Source organism: Hongsoonwoonella zoysiae (assembly GCF_013266695.1).
Classification (GTDB): Bacteria; Pseudomonadota; Alphaproteobacteria; order Rhizobiales; family Stappiaceae; genus Hongsoonwoonella; species Hongsoonwoonella zoysiae.
The window spans coordinates 999,982-1,020,830 of the sequence record NZ_JABRXF010000002.1 but is presented as its reverse complement, the minus strand read 5'-3'; the positions used below and the strand labels follow the sequence as shown (position 1 = coordinate 1,020,830).

Genomic DNA, 20,849 nt, shown 5'->3' with positions numbered 1-20,849 from the left:
AAGCCGGCCTGTACTGGAAGGCGCTGCTGAGAAGGCGGAAAAAATGTCCAAAACCGTGCTGATCGTTGAGGATAACGAACTCAACATGAAGCTGTTCCATGACCTTCTCGAGGCGCATGGTTATCAGACCCTGCAGACGCGCACCGGCATTGAAGCGCTTGAGCTTGCGCGCGCGCACCATCCGGATCTGATCCTCATGGATATCCAGCTTCCCGAGGTTTCCGGGCTGGAGGTGACCAAGTGGATCAAGGAAGATGACGACCTGAAGACCATACCCGTGATCGCGGTGACCGCCTTTGCCATGAAGGGGGACGAGGAGCGAATCAGACAGGGTGGATGCGAGGCATATATTTCGAAACCTATTTCAGTCGTTAAGTTCCTTGAGACGGTTAGATCGTATCTTGGGGAATGATTGGTAAAGGGCTGGGGCTGGCTAAATGACGGGGCGAATTCTGGTCGTCGATGACGTCAAGGCGAACGTGCGTTTGCTGGAAGCGCGTCTGCTCGCAGAATATTTCGAAGTGAAATGCGCGACCTCCGGCGAAGAGGCGCTCAAGACGATCAGAGATTGGTCCTGCGACATCGTCCTCCTGGACGTTATGATGCCCGGTATGGACGGCTTTGAGACCTGCGCCAGGATAAAGGCCGAACCACGCACACGGCATGTTCCCGTCGTCATGATCACCGCGCTTGACCAGACGCAGGACCGGATCAAGGGGCTGGAGGCCGGTGCCGACGACTTTCTGACAAAACCGATCAATGACGTGGCGCTTGTCACACGCGTGCGTAACCTGATCGCGTTGAAGCGCGCTTCCGACGAATTGCGTATGCGCGCGCATACCGGCAGCGTCCTCGGTTGCGACGATGATCAAGCCGCGGCCGAAGGCGCTGCAAGCCGCCTGCTTGTCGTTGACGATCGCGCCTCGTCGTTGGAGCGTCTGGAAAAGATGCTCAGTGCCGAACATGTTGTCGACGGAGAAGCCGATCCGGCTCAGGCGGTGGAGCGCGCCGCGGGCGGGCAGTACGAGCTGGCTGTCGTCAACCTTTCGCTTCAGAACGCGGATCCGTTGCGGTTTTGTTCGCAACTGCGCGATCAAGAGCCCACGCGGCAGTTACCGATCATGGTGATCGCCGATCCCGATGACACGCCACGGATGATGCGCAGCCTCGATCTCGGCGTGAACGACTATGTGCTGCGCCCGGTCGACAAGCATGAACTGCTGCTGCGCGTTCGCTCTCAGGTTTCGCGCAAACGCGCCAACGACCGCCTTATGAGCGATGTTCAAAAGACGATCGCGCTCGCGGTTACGGACGCCCTTACGGGCCTCCATAATCGCCGGTACCTGGAAACGCACCTTAATACGCTGACAAGGCAGGCGCGCGATAGGGAAGGCAATCTTTCGGTGCTTACCCTCGATATCGACTTTTTCAAGTCGATCAACGACACGCATGGGCATGATGTCGGCGATGAAGTGTTGAAGGAATTTGCCCGCAGGCTCAAGTCCAACATACGGGGGCTGGACCTTGCATGCCGCCATGGTGGCGAAGAGTTCGTGCTGGTCATGCCTGATACCGATCTTTCCGTGGCGTATCAGGTCGGCGAACGTATCCGGCGCCTTGTTGCATCGGAGCCGTTCCGGGTGCAGAACGGGCCGGAAATGCTTACGGTGACGGTCAGCGTTGGCGTGGCAAGCTATCATGGCGAGGGCGATACGCCCGAGGAAATCCTCAAACGTTCTGATGAGGCGCTATATTCCGCAAAGCGTGAAGGGCGCAATCGGGTGGTCTCCCAGGCAGCCTGAAACCATCCACGTTCAAAGCATATATCTGGACGTAATTTTGCTCCCGTCTTTCGTGCCGGTCTTCACGGAAATCGAAATTAACCTCGTTACTTTACTAAAATTGTAATTTTTCTTGGACGGTGCTCTCATGTATGTTGCTTCCAGGCTTCGGCACTGTAGTCTCGACATACGAGAGAAATCGCGGACATCCCGTCATGAACTCGGCGGATGAAACCGTTTGAGATCCCTACGGTACTCTCAGGTCCGCCGCATCTCCTGGGTTCCGTAGGGTGGGCCGGTTGCGGTGCAGGATAGAGTGGCCTCCTCGTTACGCCTGCGTCGCAACCGGCCGAATCATTATCGATTGGAAACAAATTTGTTAGAATAACTCGGTAATAAAAAAGGGCGCCGAAGCGCCCGATTTCAAAAAGCATAACCTGCAGTCAATCGGGTTACTTGATTTTCGCTTCGCGGAACTCGACGTGCTTCTTCGCGACCGGATCGTATTTTTTCTTCGTCATTTTTTCCGTCATGGTGCGGGTGTTCTTCTTGGTGACGTAGAAATATCCGGTGTCGGCCGTCGAGACGAGCCTGATCTTGATTGTTGTCGCCTTGGCCATGGCTTTCGTCCTTGCGTGTGTCGTGCCCGAATACGCTGGAATACCGCTTGCGAAGCGGTGAGCTGCGGCCGGGCGATCAGTGAAAACGTCGCGCGCACCATAAGGATGGTTCCTATAAAGTCAAGCCGGATTCCGGTTGGAGCCGGACCATATTCTGTAAAGGGCGATGAGCGCGAAGACGGCGAAAAGAAACGCGCATACGTATGGCAATCCGGCTGGCCCGATCGTTGTCAGCCCCGCCCCCATCATCGTCGGGCCGATCAACATTCCAGTGGAATACATCATGACGAAGGCGGCATTGGCGCCGGCAAGGGCTTTTCCCCGGTAGCGCGCACCGAGATGCGTCAGTCCGATCGTATAGAGGCCCGCGATAAAACCGCCCCAGACGAACAAGACCGCTAGCAGCGTCGGGAAGTCTTGCGAGACGGGCGGCATCAGCAGCGCTCCGCCCGTGCCGATCGCGGCGCATGCGAACAGGAGCCATCGCCGGTCGTATCGGTCGGCGGCTATCCCCAACGGTATCTGAAGCAGGACGTTGCCCAGGGCAACCGCCGAAACCAATAGCGCGGCATCCGACGGCCCGAGACCGACGCGTACCCCGAAGATCGGAAGTAGCGACAGGGCGCCTTGTTCCACTGCACCGAAGACAAGGCCCGCGAGCGTGCCCAGTGGTGCGGCGAAAAGATAGGTAAGGATCGGCAGGGAGGTCTCTTCGCCATGCCGGGACGGTTCGTCGGCCCGCGCAAGCAGCACCGGTACCGCGGCGATCACGAGCAGGATGGCGCCCGCGACGAATGGAACCAATCCGGCTGTCCCGGTCAGGGTGAGGATGGCCGGTCCCGTGGCAAAACCGATCGATAGCACCGTGGCGTAAATGCCCATTACGAAGCCGCGTCTGGCATCGGGCGCAAGCGCGTTGATCCAGTATTCCGAAAGGATGAATGCAATGGTGACCGCTCCGTGGAAAATGACGCGCAGCGGAAACCACATCCAGAAGGCTTCGGCGAAATAAAAACCGATCAGCGATATCGCCGCGAATACCACGCAGAGGAAGGTTGTGCGGGCTGTGCCGATCCGGAACGCAAGTCCCGGTGCGATTGGCGTCACGGCAAGCGAGGCAACGCCTGCCATTGCGGTGTTGATGCCGATCCACGTGCCGGAAACACCGCGCGCTTCCAGCGTCAGCGACAGGAGCGGCAGGCTGATCGATAGCGCGATGCCGACGGCGGTGATCGCCGATATGGCGGCGGCTATGCCGCGCAGGCGCCGCGCCTTATCGACAGTCGCACCCAAAGCGCCCACCGCTTGAACCCTCCGATAAAGAAAGCGCTCATTATTGACGCAGCGTCTATCTCAGACTTCTTCGCGGATAAAGCCCTTGCCGCGCCAGTAGTAGAAGGGGACGGGCGTTTCCGGTGCCAGGTCGCGGTCCGAGGAAAGCCGGTTTTGCAGTTCCTCGATGATCGTCAGCGTGATCGTTGGGAGTTCAAGATCCTTCGCCGCATCCAGCGTCAGCCAATGGACGTCCTCCAACTCTCCGGAAGGGCCCGTACCTTCGGCAAGCTGCCCGGCGATCGCATCTGCGGGAACGGCAAGAAATCTCGTGTCGAATCGGCGCGGGCGGCGCGGCGGAGTGATGGCGCGCGCAATCAGGCGCATGGGCGTGAGGTCGGGCATGAGGCCGCGATCGGAAAAGGCTGCGAAATCCCCTTTTCCCTGCCATTTGCTTTCGATCCTGGAGCCGACGAAAACCCCTGCTTCCTCGTAGGTTTCACGCACGGCCGCCACCGCAAACGCCCTTGCACGGGCGCCTGTTTTCGGCCCTTTCATGGAATGGGCAAGTTTGCGTGAAACTTCCGGGTGGTAGCTGCCGGTAACGGGAGTGCGGGAATCCGATGGATCCACGCGCCCGCCCGGAAACACGAACATGCCGGGCATGAAGCGGTGGCGCTTGTGCCGCCGCCCCATCAGTACCTTGAATTCGCCGTTCGCCTGTCTGTCGAGGATCAGCAGCGTCGCCGCGTCCTTCGGCCGGACGTTGGGATGGTGCGTCTGCCTTTCCGCATTCGACAGGCGTTCGACGAGGGTTTTGCTCATGAGCGCTCGGCCATGACGACGCCCGCTTCTTCCGGGGCGTCCGGATCGACGCTGTTGGGGTCGAAGCCATGCATGTAGAGGCCCCATTGCAGGCCAATCAATGCGCCTTTTATGGGCCGGAGGAAAAAGAGGGATGAAAGGATCGTCAGTGGCAGCCAGAGCGCCATGTGTATCCACATGTCGGGCCGGTAGGCGATTTCGATGCCGAGCGCCAGTGGAACGATCAGGTGGCCGACGAGGAATATGGTGAAATAGGGCGGGGCATCGTCGGCGCGGTGATGATGCAGCTCCTCGCCGCAGGAATTGCACTCACGAGCCACGGTCAGGTAACCGTTGAAAATACGCCCCGCGCCGCAGGACGGGCACTTGCAAAAAAGCCCGCGCAGCACCGCCTTGCCGGTATCGCGCTTGGGAAGCGCAATTTCCGGCGCTTCATGTTCGGTTCCATATGTCACGCTCATCTGCGTCGACCTTTCTTCTGGCGGCCTGGCGCCTTTTGGGCGGCATCTCTGACGCGGCCGCTTCGGGTCTGCGGCCGCTTGAAGGCGGACCGTTTCGTTAGATAACGACCCTCGCTCAGGAGTTCAAACCGCAGCGCGCCGGCAAACGGCGCTGCCTCTACAAGGCGAACCTCTACATGGTCGCCCAATCGGTACGTTTCTCCCGTGGATCGGCCGATCATGGAATGTGACGTTTCGTCGTAGTGGTAATAATCCTCGCCGATTGTCGATGCAGGCACGAAACCATCCGCGCCGGTATTGTCGAGGCGGACGAATAGGCCGGATTTTACAACGCCCGAAATACGGCCGTTGAACGTAGCGCCCACCTGATCCTTCATCCAGATGGCAATCAGCCGGTCGATCGTCTCTCGTTCCGCCAGCATCGCCCGGCGCTCGGCAGCCGATACTTCCGCGCCGATCGCCTCCAGCTTGCTCTCGATGCCTTCGGGCAGGCCGTCGTTGCCGAGGTCGAGCGCGCGAATGAGGCCGCGATGAACGATCAGATCCGCATAACGGCGGATCGGCGAGGTGAAATGTGCATATCGGCGAAGGTTCAGGCCGAAGTGGCCGATATTCGCCGGAGCGTATTCCGCTTGCGCCTGGCTGCGCAGGATCACCTCGTTTACGAGCTGGTCGTTGGGCGTTCCCTGCACTTTTTTCAAGATACCGTTGAAAACGGAGGGACGCAGGCCCCCGCGCTGGGACAGCTTGATGTCGAGCGTTGCGAGAAAGTCCTTCAACGCCTCCAGCTTTTCCGGGCTGGAAGCGTCGTGAATCCGGTATAGTAGCGGCGTCTGCCTTTTTTCGAGCGTTTCGGCGGCGGCGACATTTGCCTGGATCATGAATTCCTCGATGAGCTTGTGCGCATCGAGGCGTTCGGGCACATAGATCGCGGCCACCATGCCCTTCTCGTCGAGCCTGATTATTCTCTCCGGCAGGTCGAGGTCGAGGGGTTCGCGGTCATCGCGCCCCTTTTTCAAGACGGCGTAGGCATCCCAAAGCGGTTTCAGAACACCGTCCAGAAGCACTTCCGTCTTTTCGTCCGTCTGGCCGTCGATCGCGGCCTGCGCCTGAACGTAGGACAGTTTGGCCTGCGAGCGCATGAGGATGCGGTGGAAGCTGTGGCTACGCTTCTTGCCCGCCTTGTCGAAAACCATGCGTACGGCCATCGCCGGCCGGTCTTCCAGTTCACGCAGTGAGCACAGGTCGTTCGAGATGCGTTCGGGCAACATCGGAATGACACGGTCGGGGAAATAGACCGAGTTGCCGCGAATGTGCGCTTCCCTGTCGAGCGCGGAGCCGGGCCGCACATAAGCTGCCACATCGGCGATCGCGACTGTGACGATATGGCCGCCTTCGTTGTCGGGCGCATCGTCCGCCACCGCATGCACCGCGTCGTCATGGTCCTTGGCGTCCGGCGGGTCGATGGTGACAAGCGGCAGGTCGCGCCAGTCTTCGCGTTCGCCCGGCTTTACCGGCTCGGCGCTTTCGGCTTCCGCCAGCACGGTGGCTGGAAAGTCATGCGGGATGCCATGCGTATGGAGAGCGATTTCGGAAACCGCCATCTCGGAGTTCATTGAGCCGATACGCCTGGTAATTCGCGCCTGCGGCAGCCCGAAGCGGCTGGTTCGGGTAATCTGGACGGTTACGAGATCGCCATCTTCCGCGCCCTTGAGGTCTGATGTGTCGACCTGCAGCTCTTTTTGTTTTCGCTCCACCGGCTCAAGCCTTGCGCCGGCCCGGCCCGAATGAAGCCGCAGGATGCCAAGAACGGTCGTCTGCCGGCGCTCAAGCAGCTTGATAATGCGTGCCGAGTGCTTCGCTTCCCGGCCCGGGTCGACATCGGAAAGGCGAACGAGCGCCTGATCGCCAATGCCTCCGGCAGGGCCGGGCTTCTTGTGGCGCTCCGGAAGTATGAGGATCTTCGGCGGTTTTCCGTTCTCCTCCTCGTCCCATTTCATCGGTTCGCCAAGGAGTTCGCCATCGGCGTCCCTTGCGATCAGGTTGACGACCAGAACGGGCGGCAGATCGCCCGGCCTCATGAGCCGTTTCTGCCGCTTTTCCAGAACGCCTTCCTCGGCAAGGTCGTTCAGGAGGCGCTTCAAAAAAATGCGCTGTCCGCCTTTGATGGCGAAATGCTTGGCGATTTCCCGCTTGCCGACCTTGCCCGGCTGAGAGGCGACGAAGGCAAGAATGTCCTCGCGGCTTGGGAGTTCGTCGCCTCCCTTGTCGGTCTTCTTGCGTTTCTTCGCCTTGGCTGGTCCGCCGCGTGTCAAGATGCGTCTTCCGTCGCGCTTTCCGTCGCGCTCTTGCGAGATGGCTTCTTTGCCGTCGATTTCTTGGCTGCAGGCTTCTTTGAAGCTGCCTTCTTGGTCGTTTTGCCCTTGCCGCTCTTCTCGGCTTTTGCATTGACCAGTTCGATTGCGCGTTCAAGCGTGATTGACTGCGGATCGCTATCCTTCGGCAGCGTGGCGTTCACCTTGCCCCACTTGGCGTATGGGCCATAGCGCCCGTCGTAAACGGCTATTACGCCGCCGTCCGGGTGTTCGCCAAGCTCTTTCAGCGGTGCTGCCGCAGCCCCTCGCCGTCCGCCGCCCTTGGCGCGCTTTTGCGCCAGCGCGTCAACCGCCCGGTTAATGCCAACGGAGAAGACCTCCTCGGGGCTGTCGAGATTGGCATATGTCCCGTCATGCAGGACGAACGGGCCGTAGCGGCCAATGCCCGCGCTGATCATCTTGCCGTCTTCCGGGTGCGGGCCCACGTCGCGCGGCAGCGACAGGAGCCTGAGCGCTTTCTCCAGATCCATAGCATCGGCCGACCAGCCGCGCGGAAGCGAGGCGCGCGGCGGCTTTGCGCCTTCGCCGCGCTGCACGTAGGGGCCGAAACGGCCGCTGCGAAGCGTAACGTCTTCGCCCGTTTCCGGGTCCTGGCCAAGCAGGCGTGGGCCTTCGGCCGCAGCCGCCGCTTCCCCGTCCTGCCCGTTTGCTGAAAGCTGTCGGGTGTAGCTGCAGGGCGTGTCCGGATCGTTGTAGTTGGAACAGCCGACAAACGCGCCGAAGCGGCTGACCTTCAGGGACAGCTGACCCTTGCCGCAGGCGGGGCACACTCGAGGGTCGCTGCCGTCTTCGCGCTCAGGGAAGATATGAGCGGCTAGCAGGTCGTTCAGCGCATCGAGAACCTCGGAAACGCGCAAATCCTTGATGTTGTCGACCGCGCCTGAAAATTCACGCCAGAAGTCGCGCAAGACGTCTTTCCACTCTAGTTCGCCGGCGGAGATGCGGTCGAGCTTTTCCTCAAGATCGGCGGTAAAGTCATATTCGACATAGGTGTCGAAGAAGCTTTCCAGAAATGCGATCACGAGCCGGCCCTTGTCTTGTGGAACAAGGCGCTTCTTGTCGAGTTCGACGTAGTCGCGGTCGCGCAGCGTCTGCAGGGTGGATGCATAGGTCGAAGGCCGGCCGATGCCCAGTTCTTCCATCTTCTTGACGAGCGTCGCCTCGGTGTAGCGCGGCGGCGGCTCGGTAAAATGCTGGTCGGCTTCGATGAAGATACCTTTTTCAGAAGCGCCTTTGCTCAGGCCCTCGTTTTCCTTCACGTCGGGCAGGCGCTTGGCTTCCTCGTCTTCCTCATCGTCGCGCCCCTCCTGGTAAAGCGTGAGAAAACCGTCGAAACGCACGACCGAACCGGTCGCCCGAAGGTCCGCCTTGCGGCCACCGGACGAAGCGGCAATGTCGATCGTCGTGCGTTCCAGCACGGCGGATTCCATCTGGCTTGCGATCGTGCGCTTCCAGACCAGCTCATAAAGCCGCGCCTGGTCGGGATCGAGAAAACGTGCAACATCCTTCGGCCGGCGCGACAGGTCGGTCGGGCGGATCGCTTCGTGAGCTTCCTGTGCGTTCTTGGCCTTCGAGGAATAGTGCCTCGGCTTTTCGGGAACGTAATTGGTGCCGTAGTCTTGGCCGATTACCTTGCGGGCGCCGGAGATCGCTTCTCCCGCGATCTGCACGCCATCGGTACGCATATAGGTGATGAGGCCGACGGTTTCGCCGCCGATGTCGATCCCTTCGTAAAGCTTCTGGGCGATCTGCATTGTGCGCTGGGCGGAAAACCCGCATTTGCGCGAAGCTTCCTGCTGCAATGTCGAAGTCGTGAAGGGGGCGTAAGGGTGCCGCTTCTGCGGCTTCGATTCGATCGAGGCAACCCTGAATCCTGCCCCTTGCAAAAGGCTTTTGAGATCGTCCGCCTGCTCTTTGGAAGTGATATCCAGCCGCCCGAGCTTCTTTCCGTCGGCGCCCACAAGGCGCGCCTGCAAGGGCTCTCCCGCTTCCGTCTTGAGGTTCGCGAGGACCGACCAGTATTCCTGCCTTACGAAGGTCTCGATTTCGCGTTCGCGGTCGCAGACGAGGCGAAGCGCAACGGACTGGACGCGGCCGGCGGATCGCGCGCCGGGAAGTTTTCGCCACAGTACCGGAGAAAGCGTGAAGCCCACCAGATAGTCTAGTGCGCGGCGCGCGAGATAGGCATCGACCAGCGGCGCGTCGATGGGGCGCGGATGCTCCATGGCCTCCAGGATCGATTTCTTGGTAATGGCGTTGAAGACGACCCTTTCGACGGGTTTGTCCTTCAGGACTTTCTTGTTCTTGAGCACCTGTAGGACATGCCAGGAAATTGCCTCGCCCTCGCGGTCGGGGTCGGTCGCGAGGATCAGGCGGTCGGCATCTTTCACGGCCCGCGCGATTTCGTTCAGACGCTTCTGGGATTTTGAATCCACATCCCAGGTCATGTCGAAATCGTCGTCCGGGCGAACCGAGCCGTCCTTTGCCGGCAGGTCGCGCACATGGCCATAGGACGCCATGACCTGATAGCCGGAGCCCAGGTACTTGTTGATTGTCTTGGCCTTGGCCGGCGATTCCACAATGACGATATTCATCGATACCCAATCGCAAATGACGTGAAAGACGTGCGGCGCTACGATGCCGATACGTCGAGGTCTGGCGTGACGATCACCAATCGGAAGTCGGCTGTCAAATGGCCCGTTCGGGGAACGCGGTCAAGGCCTTCTGCTGCCGACTTATAGCTGAAACATATCTATATAATTGAAATATATATTGAAACGCCGTCAGTGACGGGCATCTATCAGGGATATCTTGCCGCCGGAATGTCGCTCCACCCTTCCGGCGACCTCCAGTTCCAGGATGACGACGTTGATCATCCTTGTTGGAATTCCGGTGAATTGCGCGATTTCGTCAGGGTCGGCAGGGGTTGGGCCGAGTGCCGAAATAACGCGCCCGCGGTCCGTATCGTCGAGCGGCCCAAGGTCGTCCACCGGAGTTTCCTCTCCGAAGAAACTTTGTTGTGCGGGGCGGATGATATTGCGGCCGTTGCCGAGGCTTTCAAGCACGTCTTCGGCCGTGCCCACAAGTGTTGCTCCCTCGCGGATCAGGCGGTTTCCACCCTCCGAGCGCGGGTCGAGCGGGGAGCCCGGCACAACGAAGACCTCCCGGTTCTGCTCCACGGCGAAGCGCGCCGTATGCAGCGAGCCGGAGGCTCGCGCGGCCTCGATGAGGATGATCCCGCGCGAGAGCCCAGATATCAGGCGGTTCCGGCGTGGGAAGTCGCGCGCTCTCGGCCGCCACCCAAGCGGAATTTCGCTGATGGCCGCCCCGCCGAGGTTGACGATATCGGCCAGCAGGGCTTCGTGCTGAGGCGGATAAAGCACGTCGATACCGCCTGCGAAGACGGCGATCGTCCCGGTTTTCAAGGCCGCCTGGTGTGCGGCTCCGTCGATCCCTCGCGCAAGGCCCGAGACGATCGTGAAGTCGGCTTCGCCAAGACCACGCGCAATTTCGCCGGCAATCTTGCGGCCCGTGAGCGAAGCGTTGCGCGCTCCCACGATTGCGAGCATGTTTTCATGCTTGATCGCGTCGCGTGTTCCTCGGAGCGAGAGGAGAGGGGGCGGCCCGTCGATATGAGCAAGATGCGCCGGGTAGGCATTCTCTCCAATGGCGATGAGATACCCGCCGATGGCCTCCAGGCGCTCGATTTCCTCATCGACATCGGCTGTTGAGGCAATCCTAACGCCCTTGCCACCACCGCGGCGGGAGAGTTCAGGTAGCATTTCAAGTGCTGCTTCCGCCGATCCGTAGTGGCGCATCAGGCGGTGAAAGGTGCTGGGCCCGACATTGTCGGACCTGATCAGCCGCAGCCAGTCACGCTTTTCGGCAGGCGTCGGCGCGCGATATCCGGTCTGGTCCGAAACGTTGGTCATCCCCTGGAGCCTATGCGGCTTTCGGTGCCGGCAAGCAGCCGCTTGATGTTGTCCGCGTGTTTGATCCAGAGAAGCACCGAAAGCAGGGCCATCAACTCAGAGGCCTGCGGCACGCGGAAATAAAACCCGAGCAGTAGCGGCGTGATCAGGCTCGCCGCGAGCGCGGAAAGTGATGAAAAGCGGCTGACGGCGGCAACCGCGATCCAGATCAGAGCAAAGGCGATTGCCGCTTGCCAGTGAAGGCCGAGCAGAATGCCGAGATAGGTCGCAACCCCCTTGCCGCCCTTGAACTTCAGCCAGACCGGGAAAAGGTGCCCAATAAACGCGCCGAAACCGGCGGTTACCGCCATATCGGGACCGTAAAACCGGTAGGCGACGAGATAGGCAGTGGTACCCTTCAGCATGTCACCCAGAAGGGTGAGGGCGGCTAACCCCTTGTTGCCGGTGCGCAACACGTTCGTCGTACCGATATTGCCGGAGCCGATATTGCGGATATCGCCGAGCCCTGCGAGTTTCGTGAGCACAAGGCCGAAAGGGATCGAGCCCAGAAGATAGCCGAAGACGAGCGCGGCGATGAAATATGGCCAGGAAAATGCCCAGCTGATCGGATCCGGCACCTTGCATCCTCCGGTTGCGGTCGCTTTCAAGCGTAATTGTAGACGGTGCGCCCTGCAACAATCGTCCTGAGCACGCGGCCGGAAAAACGGGCATCCTCGAAGGGCGTGTTCTTGGATTTCGAATGGATTTTCGCCTTGTCGAGAATCCACGGCCGGTCGGGGTCGAAAACGGCAATATCGGCGGGAGTGCCGGGCTTAAGCGTTCCCGCATCGATCCCGAGCCGCTTTGCCGGGTTGCACGTCATGGCGGCCAGCAACTTCATTAAAGGCACATCATCGTTGTGGACAAGCCGGAGGCCTGCCGCAAGCAGCGTCTCCAGCCCGATCGCTCCGTCCTCGGCTTCCGCGAAAGGATGCCGCTTCGTCTCTACATCCTGCGGGTCGTGGTTGGAGACGACGATGTCGATCGTACCGTCGGCGAGGCCGGCAATCATCTCCTGCCTGTCGTCCTCTTCCCTGAGTGGCGGCGCCATCTTGAAGAAGGTGCGATAGGGGCCGATGTCGTTTTCGTTGAGCGTCAGGTGGTTGATCGAAACCGCCGCCGTAATATCGAGGCCGGAACGCTTCGCCCTTCGGATCGCGTCGGCACTTTCGCCGCAGGAAATCATCTGGGCGTGATACCTGCCCCTTGTCAGCGCAACGAGCCTGAGGTCTCGCTCCAGCATGATGAACTCCGCCTCGCGCGGCGACCCGGAAAGCCCTTTCCAGCTCGCGTTCAGGCCTTCGTTCATCACGCCGTTGGCTGCAAGGTCCGGATCCTCGGTGTGATGGATGACGAGGGCGCCGAAATCGCGGGCGTATGTGAGTAAGCGGCGCATCGTTCGCGAACTGGCGATCGACCGGTGGCCGTTGGTGAAGGCGACGGCGCCCGCTTCGCCGAGCAGGCCGATTTCGCTCATCTCCTCGCCTTGCAGGCCCTTGGTAAGGGCCGCCATGGGGCGGACGTTTACAAGTGCTGTATCGCGAGCCCGGCGCAGGAGAAAGTCCACAAGGGCCGGGTCGTCGATCACCGGGTTGGTTTCAGGCAAGGTGACGATGGTGGTCACCCCGCCCGCCGCTGCCGCTTCGCTGGCGCTTGCAAGCGTTTCGCGGTGTTCCGCCCCCGGTTCTCCGACGCCTACGCACATGTCGACAAGGCCGGGCGAAACGACCGCGCCTTGCACATCGACGATCTCGGCGCCGTCCGGCGGCGTTTGGGATATCGTCTCCGGCCCGGACGCCAGTATCCTGCCCTCGGCAACGAAAACCGATCCCGCCTCGTCCAGATTGCGGGAAGGATCGACGACGCGGGCATTGATCAGTGCGAGTGGCCTTTCGCTTTCCGCCATTATCTTCGCCCCGTCCTCACTTGTTCGGCAGATGTTCGGATAGCGCTTCAAGCACCGCCATGCGCACGGCAACGCCCATCTCCACCTGCTCGCGAATGAGGCTTTGAGGACCGTCGGCGATTTCCGGGTCGATTTCCACGCCCCGGTTCATGGGGCCGGGATGCATGACGAGCGCGTCGGGCCTGGCATAGCTGAGCTTTTCGCGGTCGAGCCCCCAGTAGCGGAAATATTCGCGCACGGACGGTACAAAGGAGCCCGCCATGCGTTCGCGTTGCAGGCGCAGCATCATGACGATATCGACGTCCTTCAACCCTTCCTTCATGGAGGAATGCACTTCCACGCCCATCTTTTCTATCCCAGTGGGCAGGAGCGTCGAGGGGGCGATAACCTTGACCCTGGCGCCAAGCGCGTTCAACAGGATGATATTGGACCGGGCAACCCGCGAATGCAGGATATCGCCGCAAATTGCGACGACGAGACGCGCGATCCTGCCTTTGTGGCGGCGCATGGTCAGCGCGTCGAGCAAGGCCTGGGTCGGGTGTTCGTGCGGGCCGTCGCCGGCGTTGATGACGGAACAGTCGATCTTGTTGGCCAGAAGCTCCACCGCGCCGGCGGCGTGGTGGCGCACGACCAGGATGTCCGGATGCATGGCGTTGAGCGTTGCCGCCGTGTCGATCAGCGTTTCCCCCTTCTTCACCGAGGAGGAGGAGACCGACATGTTCATGACGTCGGCGCCGAGCCGCTTGCCCGCGATCTCGAAGGAAGATTGCGTTCTCGTGGAAGCTTCGAAGAAAAGGTTGATCTGGGTGCGCCCTCGCAGCACCGCCTTTTTCTTTTCCACCTGCCGGCTGACTTCGATCGCCTCTTCGGCGCGATCCAGAAGGCCCAGGATTTCCTGCGGTTGAAGACCTTCTATGCCGAGGAGATGCCGGCGCGGGAAGGCGGGGTGGGAGCCGCCTGTCTTGGGTTCATCATGCGCGTTCATTAGGGTCTGGCCCCATAAAATTGATGCAAATGGCACCTGAAACGGCAAAGAGATGCAAGGAGAAGGGCGCGGAGCGGGTCGGCTACCCGGTCAAGCGCTTCGACGCAACAGGTCGAAGCCGTTTCGGTGTCTGGAAGATATGGCTGATTTGGCCGGCTACTTTGTCGCAAGACCTTGAAAACCGGATTGGTTTCCTGCGCTCTTGCTTCTCGTATCCGATCAAATCGGCTCATACCATTTCCGTCAATTTTATGGGGCCAGCCCCTAAGCCATCCTCTTAGGCCTTTGCAGGCGATAGGGCAAGACGTCGGCGCAAGGCGTGATAAGCTATTCGCAGGAATTGATAAGAGTCGGGAGCTTAAGGCGATATGTCCGATCGAGACAGCGCTGTCGACAGCGCTCCGCAACCGGGCGATGAGGTGGCTGAAAAGCCCGGGATGCCCGCATCCACGCCGGCGGGAGAACGGTTTCGCACGCATGAGGTGACGAATCAGCCCAGCCCCTATGTCGGCTACAATCTCTTCGATGGCGATCCGCTGCTCATTGCCGCCCTTGGGAACATGCTCGACGAAACAGCCGAGGGAGAGCTTTCGGCGCTTGGCCGTTTCTGGGGATCGAACGAGGCGCAGGAATTCGGCCGGCTGGCAAACAAGCACCCTCCGGTTCTGCACACGCATGATGCTTATGGAAACCGTCTCGAGACGGTGGATTTTCATCCCGCCTATCACGCATTGATGCGCCGTTCTGCCGAAGCAGGGCTGCACATGGCGATGGTGGATGACGACGAAACGAGGAATGGGCGGCGCCATTCGCTCCGCGCGGCGGCGTTTTACGTAACGACGCAGACTGACGCCGGCCACCTTTGCCCCCTCACCATGACGAATGCGGCTGGCGCTGTCCTCAGACACGAAGCCACTGTTGCGCAAGAGTGGCTGCCGCGCATTCGCGCCCGCAAATACGATCACCGCTTCCGCCCCGCTTCCGAAAAGATGGGCGTCACCCTCGGTATGGGCTTTACCGAAAAGCAGGGCGGGACGGATCTTCGCCGCATCACGACGGTAGCCGAGCCTGTGGAAGACGGCAGCTATCGCGTGACCGGCCACAAATGGTTCTTTTCTGCCCCCATGTCGGATGCGTTCGTCGTGCTTGCCAAAACGGCGGAAGGGCCGACGGCCTTCCTTCTGCCGCGCTTCAGGCCTGACGGCACAGTCAATGAAATCCGCGTTCGAAGGCTGAAGAACAAGCTCGGCAATCATTCCAACGCCTCTTCGGAGGTCGAATTCGAGCATGCTTACGCCCAGCGTATCGGGCCGGAAGGGGCGGGCATTCGTACGGTCATCGATATGATCACGCCCACCCGGATCGATTGCGCGGTGGGATCTGCCGGTCTCATGCGTGCCGCGGCCGCGCGCGCTGTCCATCATGTGCGTGAAAGAGTGGCCTTCGGCGGAGCTCTGATCGATCAGCCGCTGATGCTGCGGGTTATCGGCGACATGAGCCTAGATGTGGCGGCGGCGACCGCGCTTGTCGTCCGCCTCGCGCGGGCGATGGATCGCGCTGCTGAAAGCGAGCCCGATGCCGCCTATTTGCGGCTCATGACGCCCGCGGTGAAATACTGGGTCTGCAAGATTGCGCCGTCACTGATTTACGAGGCGATGGAATGTCTTGGAGGTAACGGATACACGGAGGATTTCGATCTCGCCAGGCTTTATCGCGAGGCGCCGGTCAATGCGATCTGGGAGGGCTCCGGCAATGTCATGGCACTCGACGTCGTGCGTGCTCTGGGGCGCGAGGCGGAAACTCTGGATCTTGTTCTGGAGGAAATCGAAAAGACGCTTGGCGCAACCGGTCCGGTATCGATCAACGTTCTGCGCGCGGCCGCCAAGGCCTGTGTCGACGATCCGGGATCGTCGCGCATCCTGACGGAGCAACTGGCGCTGACAGGCGCAGCGGCGGCACTGCGAGAGGTGGCGCCTGCCGTTTTGTCAGACGCTTTCATCGAAAGCCGGCTGGCTGGCCAGTGGCGCTCGACATACGGCATGCTCGATGCGCGTTTCGACTTGAAGGGGCTGGTCGACTGGCTTTATCCGCAGAAGCGATAGGGTCAGGTGGCGATCAGCAGCACAATCGGCATGGTGATGCCTGCAAGCAGCGTCTCGAACGTCAGGATTTCCGCCATGAGGCTGGCGTCGCCTCCCATCTGCCGGGCAAGCAGGTAGGAGCCGCTTGCAGCGGGCACCGACATGGCGATCATCACGACAAGGTATGCCGCGTCCTGAAGCCCGGCGAGCGATGAGAGCGTGAAGGCGACGAGCGGCATGACGGCCAGCTTCAATATGGCCGAGCTCGCAAGCGCTGGGCCGGGCCGGCGAAGTGCTGCGAGATTCAGACCTGCGCCGACGCACACGATGCCGATCGGCAGTGCCGCGCTGCCAAGGATCTTTAGCGTCGTCATCGCGAATTCCGGCAAGGGAAGGCCGGTAAGGTTCAAAAAAAGTCCGAGTGCGGTGGACCAGATGAAGGGGTTGCGGATGAGATCGCCCGCGATTTTTACCGGGCTCGGGCTCGATCCATGCGCATATCGCGACAGCACGATAACGCAGGTGATGTTGAGCACCGGTATCATCGCGACGATTGCAACCGCGAGCAGGGCAACGCCCTGAGGCCCCATGATTTCGTCGGCAAGCGCCAGGCCGATGAAGGTGTTCCAGCGGATCGCGCCTTGAAATACGGAGGTGAAACGCGGGCCGTCGACCTTGAATTTTCGTTCCAGAACAGGACGCAGTATCAGCGCGATCGTCGCGGTGATAAGGATCGATCCAAGCAGCGTCGCCGCCATGGCGAACGCGGGAAGTGTGGAAAAATCCGTCTTTGCGACCGTGTGGATGATGATCGCCGGAAACAGGACGAAATAGGCGATTTTTTCAAGGCCGCGCCATTGATCGCCCGTGATGATGCCGAGGCGCGCCACGACGGTTCCGGCGGCGATTACCATGAGAACCGGCAGGAGCGCGTTGACGATCACCATCATCGCTCAGTCGTCTCTCCCGCCGGAATGCGCGAGGAACCCGAGACGGTCGAGCAGTCCTTGCAGGATGTAGGCTGCCGCCATCTTGTCGACGAGTTCCGCGCGCCGTGCCCGCGAACGGTCGGCATCGATCAGCGTTCGTGTCACGGCCACCGTCGACAACCGTTCGTCCCAATATGTCATCGGGAGGTCGGTGAGGGCGGAAAGATTGCGCGCGAATGCGCGCGTCGCCTGTACGCGTGGGCCTTCGCTGCCGTCCATGTTGAGCGGCAGGCCGATGACGAGCCCGGCAACGTCATGCGCCTTGCACAATTCAAGGAGCCTTGCCGCATCGACGCCAAATTTCTTGCGGCGGATCGTCTCAAGGGGAGAGGCGATCGACAGGCCCAGATCGGAAAGGGCGAGTCCGATCGTTTTTGTTCCGAGATCAAGGCCGATCAACCGCTTGTCAGGCGGAATGAGGCCGGCAAATTCTTCATGGGTAACGGCGGGGTCGGTTGGCATGCGGCGGGCTTTAGCATGAATCGGTTCGGCTCGCTATTGTTTGAAAATCTGCGGTATTTACCTGCAGTTACGGTTTTTCTGCTGCATTACCCGCGTTACACTGGCGCATTGATTGCAAAGGGAGTGGGCCGAAATGAAGATCATCTGGTACGGACATTCGGCATTTCGAGTGGAAATTTCCGGCGCAACGCTTCTGTTTGACCCGTTTCTAACCGGAAACCCAAGTTTTCCGTCTTCCCTGAGCGTCGAGGAAGTGGCAAAGGGCGTTACGCATATTTTACTTACGCATGGGCATGACGATCACATCGGTGATGCGGTCGATGTTGCCAGGCAGTCTGGCGCGCAAATTACGTCGAATTTCGAGATCGCAATGTGGGCACAATCGCAGGGGATCGAGAATATCAATCCGATGGGGTGCGGCGGTACCGTGGATGTCGGCCCGTTTTCGGTGTCCTTGACCCAGGCGCACCACAGCTCTTCAAGCCTTTCCGGCGGCTGGCCGCCCGTTTACCTCGGCAATCCGAACGGGATCATCGTCCAGCCGAAGAACGAACCGCCCATTTACCACATGGGTGATACGGATATTTTCGGCGACATGGCGCTCATAAACGAGCTTTACGAGCCGAAAGTCGGCATCGTCCCGATCGGCGACCGTTTCACGATGGGGGCCAGGACAGCGGCGTTGGCCTGCAAGCGGTATTTCAACTTCGACGTGGTGGTGCCATGCCACTACGGAACGTTTCCAATTCTCGACCAGAACACCGAAAAATTCGTGGAAGAAATGGGCGGAGATGCTTTCAGGGTGGCGTCCATGGAGTCAGGCGGCTGGATCGAGACGTGATGCCCGAAAAGGCTTGGGTTTTTAAGGCTGGGCTCCGGTAAATCGGGCTTTTCTCCTGTAGCTCGAATGTTCACCGGATGATCGGTTTCTTGAATTTGTTCTTCGGCGTGGGCCTGATGATTTCCCCGTTGAGGTCGGCGCCGTGGATGATCTCGGCGTAATTCTGCTCGAACCGCTTGTGAACGTTGCGATTGTTGTTCAGGTAAAGCTTTCCGCCAACGATTTTCCAGGCTTCAGGAATAATCGGCACCTTCAAGGGCTTGCTCGCGTTCACGGTCAGGCCATCGCAAGAAGGGATATTCGGCCAGTCGGCGCGGTGTTTCGGGGTGTTTCGCTTGCCGCAGGCGAAAGGCCGGTGATATAGCCCGTGGGAATTCGAATCCTCACCGGGCGAAGTGCCCGCAAAACGAACCGGAGTGGACCATGTCCGTCGACATCGACACGGTGAAGCGTGTCGCGCGGCTTGCGCGCATCAAGGTCAGCGATCAGGAAGCGGAGCGCATGACCGGCGAATTGAACGGCATCCTGCAGTTCGTCGAGCAACTCGGCGAGGTGGATATTTCAGGTGTGGAGCCGATGACCTCGGTTGTCGAGCAGACGATGAAGAAGCGCCGGGACGAGGTGACGGACGGGAGTAAGGCCGAGGATATCGTAGCCAATGCCCCTGTTTCGGAAGACAATTTCTTCGTCGTTCCAAAGGTGGTCGAATGACCGGCGCTTGAGCCCGCTGCCGCCCTCCCAAATACCTGATCGAGCATAGAAATTCCGCCATGACCGACCTTACCCGCCTGACCATCGCCGAGGCCCGCGAGAAGCTGAAGGCCCGCGAGATATCCTCCAGTGAATTGACCGGGGCATTTCTCGATGCCATCGAGACCGTGAACCCGCACCTGAACGCCTATATCAAGGTGACGCCGGAAAAGGCGCGGGAGATGGCGAAGGCCTCGGACGAGCGGCTGGCGAAAGGCGAGGGCGGGGACCTGGAAGGCATCCCGCTCGGCATCAAGGACCTTTTCGCGACCGAAGGCGTCCACACCCAGGCTTGCAGCCATATCCTTGACGGATTTAAGCCGCGCTATGAATCCACCGTGACCGCGAACCTGTGGGCCGACGGCGCGGTGATGCTCGGCAAGCTCAACATGGACGAATTCGCCATGGGCTCGTCTAACGAGACGTCCTACTACGGTCCGGTCGTCAACCCGTGGCGGAAAGAACGCTCCAACCAGGCGCTGGTGCCGGGCGGTTCCTCCGGTGGATCCGCTGCTGCCGTTGCGGCAAGGTTGTGCATGGGCGCGACCGCGACCGACACCGGCGGCTCGATCCGCCAGCCAGCGGCGTTCACCGGAACGGTTGGCATCAAGCCGACCTACGGTCGTTGCTCACGTTGGGGAACTGTTGCGTTTGCCTCCTCGCTCGACCAGGCGGGGCCGATCGCCCACACGGTGCGCGACAGTGCTATCCTCTTGAAATCAATGGCTTCCGTCGATCCGAAGGATACAACCAGCGTCGACCGGCCGGTGCCGAACTATGAAGACGCCATTGGCCGTTCGGTCAAGGGCCTCAAGATCGGCATCCCGGCGGAATACCGCGTCGAGGGCATGCCGGGGGCGGTGGACGAGCTTTGGCAGCGCGGCATCGAGTGGCTGAAGGACGCAGGCGCCGAGATCGTCGATCTTTCGCTGCCGCACACGAAATACGCCCTTCCGGCCTACTATATCGTGGCGCCGGCGGAGGCCTCCTCCAACCTTGCCCGCTATGACGGCGTGCGCTACGGCCTGCGCGAATCCGGCAAGGATATCATAGACATGTACGAAAACACGCGTGCCGCCGGCTTCGGCGACGAGGTCAAGCGCCGCGTGCTGATCGGCACTTATGTGCTGTCGGCAGGCTATTATGACGCCTATTATCTGAAGGCGCAAAAAGTGCGCACGTTGATCAAGCGCGACTTCGACCTGGCCTGGGAAAGCGGGGTCGATGCGATCCTGACGCCGACGACACCTGACGCAGCGTTTGCACCGGGCGAGATCACCGATCCGGTAACCATGTACCTCAACGACGTCTTCACGGTGACGGTGAACATGGCGGGCCTGCCAGGAATTTCGGTGCCCGCCGGCCTCTCCGAAACCGGGCTGCCGCTGGGGCTTCAACTGATTGGCAAGCCCTTCGAGGAGGAAACGCTGTTCCAGCTCGGCCAGGTGATCGAGGATGCGGCAGGCCGCTTCCAGCCGCAGGAATGGTGGGCGTCGTAGAGAATTCCAGACCGTCCGATCTCATGGCAAT

General features: G+C 60.5%; 19 protein-coding genes. 6 read left to right on the top strand and 13 right to left on the bottom strand.

Translation table 11 applies throughout. The features are described 5' to 3' along the window. The first annotated feature begins 43 nt into the window (after positions 1–43). Both HPQ64_RS15895 and HPQ64_RS15890 read left to right on the top strand, forming a co-directional pair. Positions 44–412 (top strand): response regulator, encoded by a 369-nt coding sequence (locus HPQ64_RS15895; protein WP_172889474.1) that lies wholly within the window; start codon positions 44–46, stop codon positions 410–412. Between the two features lie 25 nt (positions 413–437). Beyond that, complete coding sequence (locus HPQ64_RS15890) at positions 438–1,802, top strand: PleD family two-component system response regulator (protein WP_172889473.1); 1,365 nt, start codon at positions 438–440, stop codon at positions 1,800–1,802. A 431-nt stretch (positions 1,803–2,233) separates the two neighbouring features. Here HPQ64_RS15890 and rpmG read toward each other — a convergent pair whose 3' ends face one another. From rpmG to HPQ64_RS15840, 10 genes are all read right to left on the bottom strand, one after another. Then, positions 2,234–2,401: a 50S ribosomal protein L33 gene (rpmG, locus tag HPQ64_RS15885; protein WP_160774408.1), complete on the bottom strand. Its 168-nt coding sequence runs from the start codon at positions 2,399–2,401 to the stop codon at positions 2,234–2,236. A 120-nt stretch (positions 2,402–2,521) separates the two neighbouring features. Next, on the bottom strand, positions 2,522–3,703 hold the full coding sequence (locus HPQ64_RS15880) for an MFS transporter (RefSeq protein WP_172889472.1): 1,182 nt from the start codon (positions 3,701–3,703) through the stop codon (positions 2,522–2,524). A 51-nt stretch (positions 3,704–3,754) separates the two neighbouring features. Then, positions 3,755–4,498, bottom strand: coding sequence for an NUDIX hydrolase (locus HPQ64_RS15875; RefSeq protein ID WP_172889471.1), 744 nt, complete (start codon positions 4,496–4,498; stop codon positions 3,755–3,757). Then, on the bottom strand, positions 4,495–4,959 hold the full coding sequence (locus HPQ64_RS15870) for a DUF983 domain-containing protein (RefSeq protein WP_172889470.1): 465 nt from the start codon (positions 4,957–4,959) through the stop codon (positions 4,495–4,497). Before HPQ64_RS15870 ends, HPQ64_RS15875 begins: the two co-directional genes overlap by 4 nt. Then, entirely contained in the window at positions 4,956–7,274 is a 2,319-nt protein-coding gene (rnr, locus tag HPQ64_RS15865; RefSeq protein ID WP_172889469.1) for a ribonuclease R, read from the bottom strand. Before rnr ends, HPQ64_RS15870 begins: the two co-directional genes overlap by 4 nt. Beyond that, positions 7,271–9,928: a type I DNA topoisomerase gene (gene topA, locus HPQ64_RS15860; RefSeq protein WP_172889468.1), complete on the bottom strand. Its 2,658-nt coding sequence runs from the start codon at positions 9,926–9,928 to the stop codon at positions 7,271–7,273. Before topA ends, rnr begins: the two co-directional genes overlap by 4 nt. 189 nt (positions 9,929–10,117) lie before the next feature. Next, on the bottom strand, positions 10,118–11,266 hold the full coding sequence (gene dprA / locus HPQ64_RS15855) for a DNA-processing protein DprA (protein WP_172889467.1): 1,149 nt from the start codon (positions 11,264–11,266) through the stop codon (positions 10,118–10,120). After that, positions 11,263–11,883, bottom strand: a complete 621-nt coding sequence (gene plsY, locus HPQ64_RS15850) for a glycerol-3-phosphate 1-O-acyltransferase PlsY (RefSeq protein ID WP_172889466.1) — start codon at positions 11,881–11,883, stop codon at positions 11,263–11,265. Before plsY ends, dprA begins: the two co-directional genes overlap by 4 nt. Positions 11,884–11,909: 26 nt before the next feature. Beyond that, on the bottom strand, positions 11,910–13,211 hold the full coding sequence (locus HPQ64_RS15845; protein ID WP_172889465.1) for a dihydroorotase: 1,302 nt from the start codon (positions 13,209–13,211) through the stop codon (positions 11,910–11,912). A 16-nt stretch (positions 13,212–13,227) separates the two neighbouring features. Beyond that, positions 13,228–14,196: an aspartate carbamoyltransferase catalytic subunit gene (locus HPQ64_RS15840; RefSeq protein ID WP_172889464.1), complete on the bottom strand. Its 969-nt coding sequence runs from the start codon at positions 14,194–14,196 to the stop codon at positions 13,228–13,230. Between the two features lie 437 nt (positions 14,197–14,633). Here HPQ64_RS15840 and HPQ64_RS15835 point away from each other — a divergent pair, with 437 nt between their 5' ends. Continuing rightward, positions 14,634–16,298: an acyl-CoA dehydrogenase family protein gene (locus HPQ64_RS15835; RefSeq protein WP_172889635.1), complete on the top strand. Its 1,665-nt coding sequence runs from the start codon at positions 14,634–14,636 to the stop codon at positions 16,296–16,298. Between the two features lie 2 nt (positions 16,299–16,300). Here HPQ64_RS15835 and HPQ64_RS15830 read toward each other — a convergent pair whose 3' ends face one another. Next, on the bottom strand, positions 16,301–17,227 hold the full coding sequence (locus HPQ64_RS15830; protein ID WP_172889463.1) for an AEC family transporter: 927 nt from the start codon (positions 17,225–17,227) through the stop codon (positions 16,301–16,303). 3 nt (positions 17,228–17,230) lie between these two features. Beyond that, positions 17,231–17,728, bottom strand: coding sequence for a Holliday junction resolvase RuvX (gene ruvX, locus HPQ64_RS15825; protein ID WP_172889462.1), 498 nt, complete (start codon positions 17,726–17,728; stop codon positions 17,231–17,233). Positions 17,729–17,861: 133 nt separating this feature from the next. Here ruvX and HPQ64_RS15820 point away from each other — a divergent pair, with 133 nt between their 5' ends. Next, entirely contained in the window at positions 17,862–18,569 is a 708-nt protein-coding gene (locus tag HPQ64_RS15820) for a metal-dependent hydrolase (RefSeq protein WP_172889461.1), read from the top strand. A 70-nt stretch (positions 18,570–18,639) separates the two neighbouring features. On the opposite strand, the gene HPQ64_RS15815 is transcribed toward HPQ64_RS15820, so the two are convergent. After that, positions 18,640–18,843, bottom strand: a complete 204-nt coding sequence (locus tag HPQ64_RS15815) for a hypothetical protein (RefSeq protein WP_172889460.1) — start codon at positions 18,841–18,843, stop codon at positions 18,640–18,642. A 149-nt stretch (positions 18,844–18,992) separates the two neighbouring features. Here HPQ64_RS15815 and gatC point away from each other — a divergent pair, with 149 nt between their 5' ends. Together gatC and gatA are read left to right on the top strand one after the other, a co-directional pair. Then, positions 18,993–19,280, top strand: coding sequence for an Asp-tRNA(Asn)/Glu-tRNA(Gln) amidotransferase subunit GatC (gene gatC, locus HPQ64_RS15810; RefSeq protein ID WP_172889459.1), 288 nt, complete (start codon positions 18,993–18,995; stop codon positions 19,278–19,280). 59 nt (positions 19,281–19,339) lie between these two features. After that, positions 19,340–20,818 (top strand): Asp-tRNA(Asn)/Glu-tRNA(Gln) amidotransferase subunit GatA, encoded by a 1,479-nt coding sequence (gene gatA, locus HPQ64_RS15805; RefSeq protein WP_172889458.1) that lies wholly within the window; start codon positions 19,340–19,342, stop codon positions 20,816–20,818. Positions 20,819–20,849: the final 31 nt, after the last annotated feature.

Excerpts from the sequence above, each read along its gene's own strand:
- HPQ64_RS15895 (WP_172889474.1), top strand. The coding sequence starts at position 44 with ATGTCCAAAACCGTGCTGATCGTTGAGGATAACGAACTCAACATGAAG.
- HPQ64_RS15890 (WP_172889473.1), top strand. The coding sequence starts at position 438 with ATGACGGGGCGAATTCTGGTCGTCGATGACGTCAAGGCGAACGTGCGT.
- rpmG (WP_160774408.1), bottom strand. The coding sequence starts at position 2,401 with ATGGCCAAGGCGACAACAATCAAGATCAGGCTCGTCTCGACGGCCGAC.
- HPQ64_RS15875 (WP_172889471.1), bottom strand. The coding sequence starts at position 4,498 with ATGAGCAAAACCCTCGTCGAACGCCTGTCGAATGCGGAAAGGCAGACG.
- HPQ64_RS15870 (WP_172889470.1), bottom strand. The coding sequence starts at position 4,959 with ATGAGCGTGACATATGGAACCGAACATGAAGCGCCGGAAATTGCGCTT.
- topA (WP_172889468.1), bottom strand. The coding sequence starts at position 9,928 with ATGAATATCGTCATTGTGGAATCGCCGGCCAAGGCCAAGACAATCAAC.
- dprA (WP_172889467.1), bottom strand. The coding sequence starts at position 11,266 with ATGACCAACGTTTCGGACCAGACCGGATATCGCGCGCCGACGCCTGCC.
- HPQ64_RS15845 (WP_172889465.1), bottom strand. The coding sequence starts at position 13,211 with ATGGCGGAAAGCGAAAGGCCACTCGCACTGATCAATGCCCGCGTCGTC.
- HPQ64_RS15840 (WP_172889464.1), bottom strand. The coding sequence starts at position 14,196 with ATGAACGCGCATGATGAACCCAAGACAGGCGGCTCCCACCCCGCCTTC.
- HPQ64_RS15835 (WP_172889635.1), top strand. The coding sequence starts at position 14,634 with ATGCCCGCATCCACGCCGGCGGGAGAACGGTTTCGCACGCATGAGGTG.
- HPQ64_RS15830 (WP_172889463.1), bottom strand. The coding sequence starts at position 17,227 with ATGATGGTGATCGTCAACGCGCTCCTGCCGGTTCTCATGGTAATCGCC.
- ruvX (WP_172889462.1), bottom strand. The coding sequence starts at position 17,728 with ATGCCAACCGACCCCGCCGTTACCCATGAAGAATTTGCCGGCCTCATT.
- HPQ64_RS15820 (WP_172889461.1), top strand. The coding sequence starts at position 17,862 with ATGAAGATCATCTGGTACGGACATTCGGCATTTCGAGTGGAAATTTCC.
- gatC (WP_172889459.1), top strand. The coding sequence starts at position 18,993 with ATGTCCGTCGACATCGACACGGTGAAGCGTGTCGCGCGGCTTGCGCGC.
- gatA (WP_172889458.1), top strand. The coding sequence starts at position 19,340 with ATGACCGACCTTACCCGCCTGACCATCGCCGAGGCCCGCGAGAAGCTG.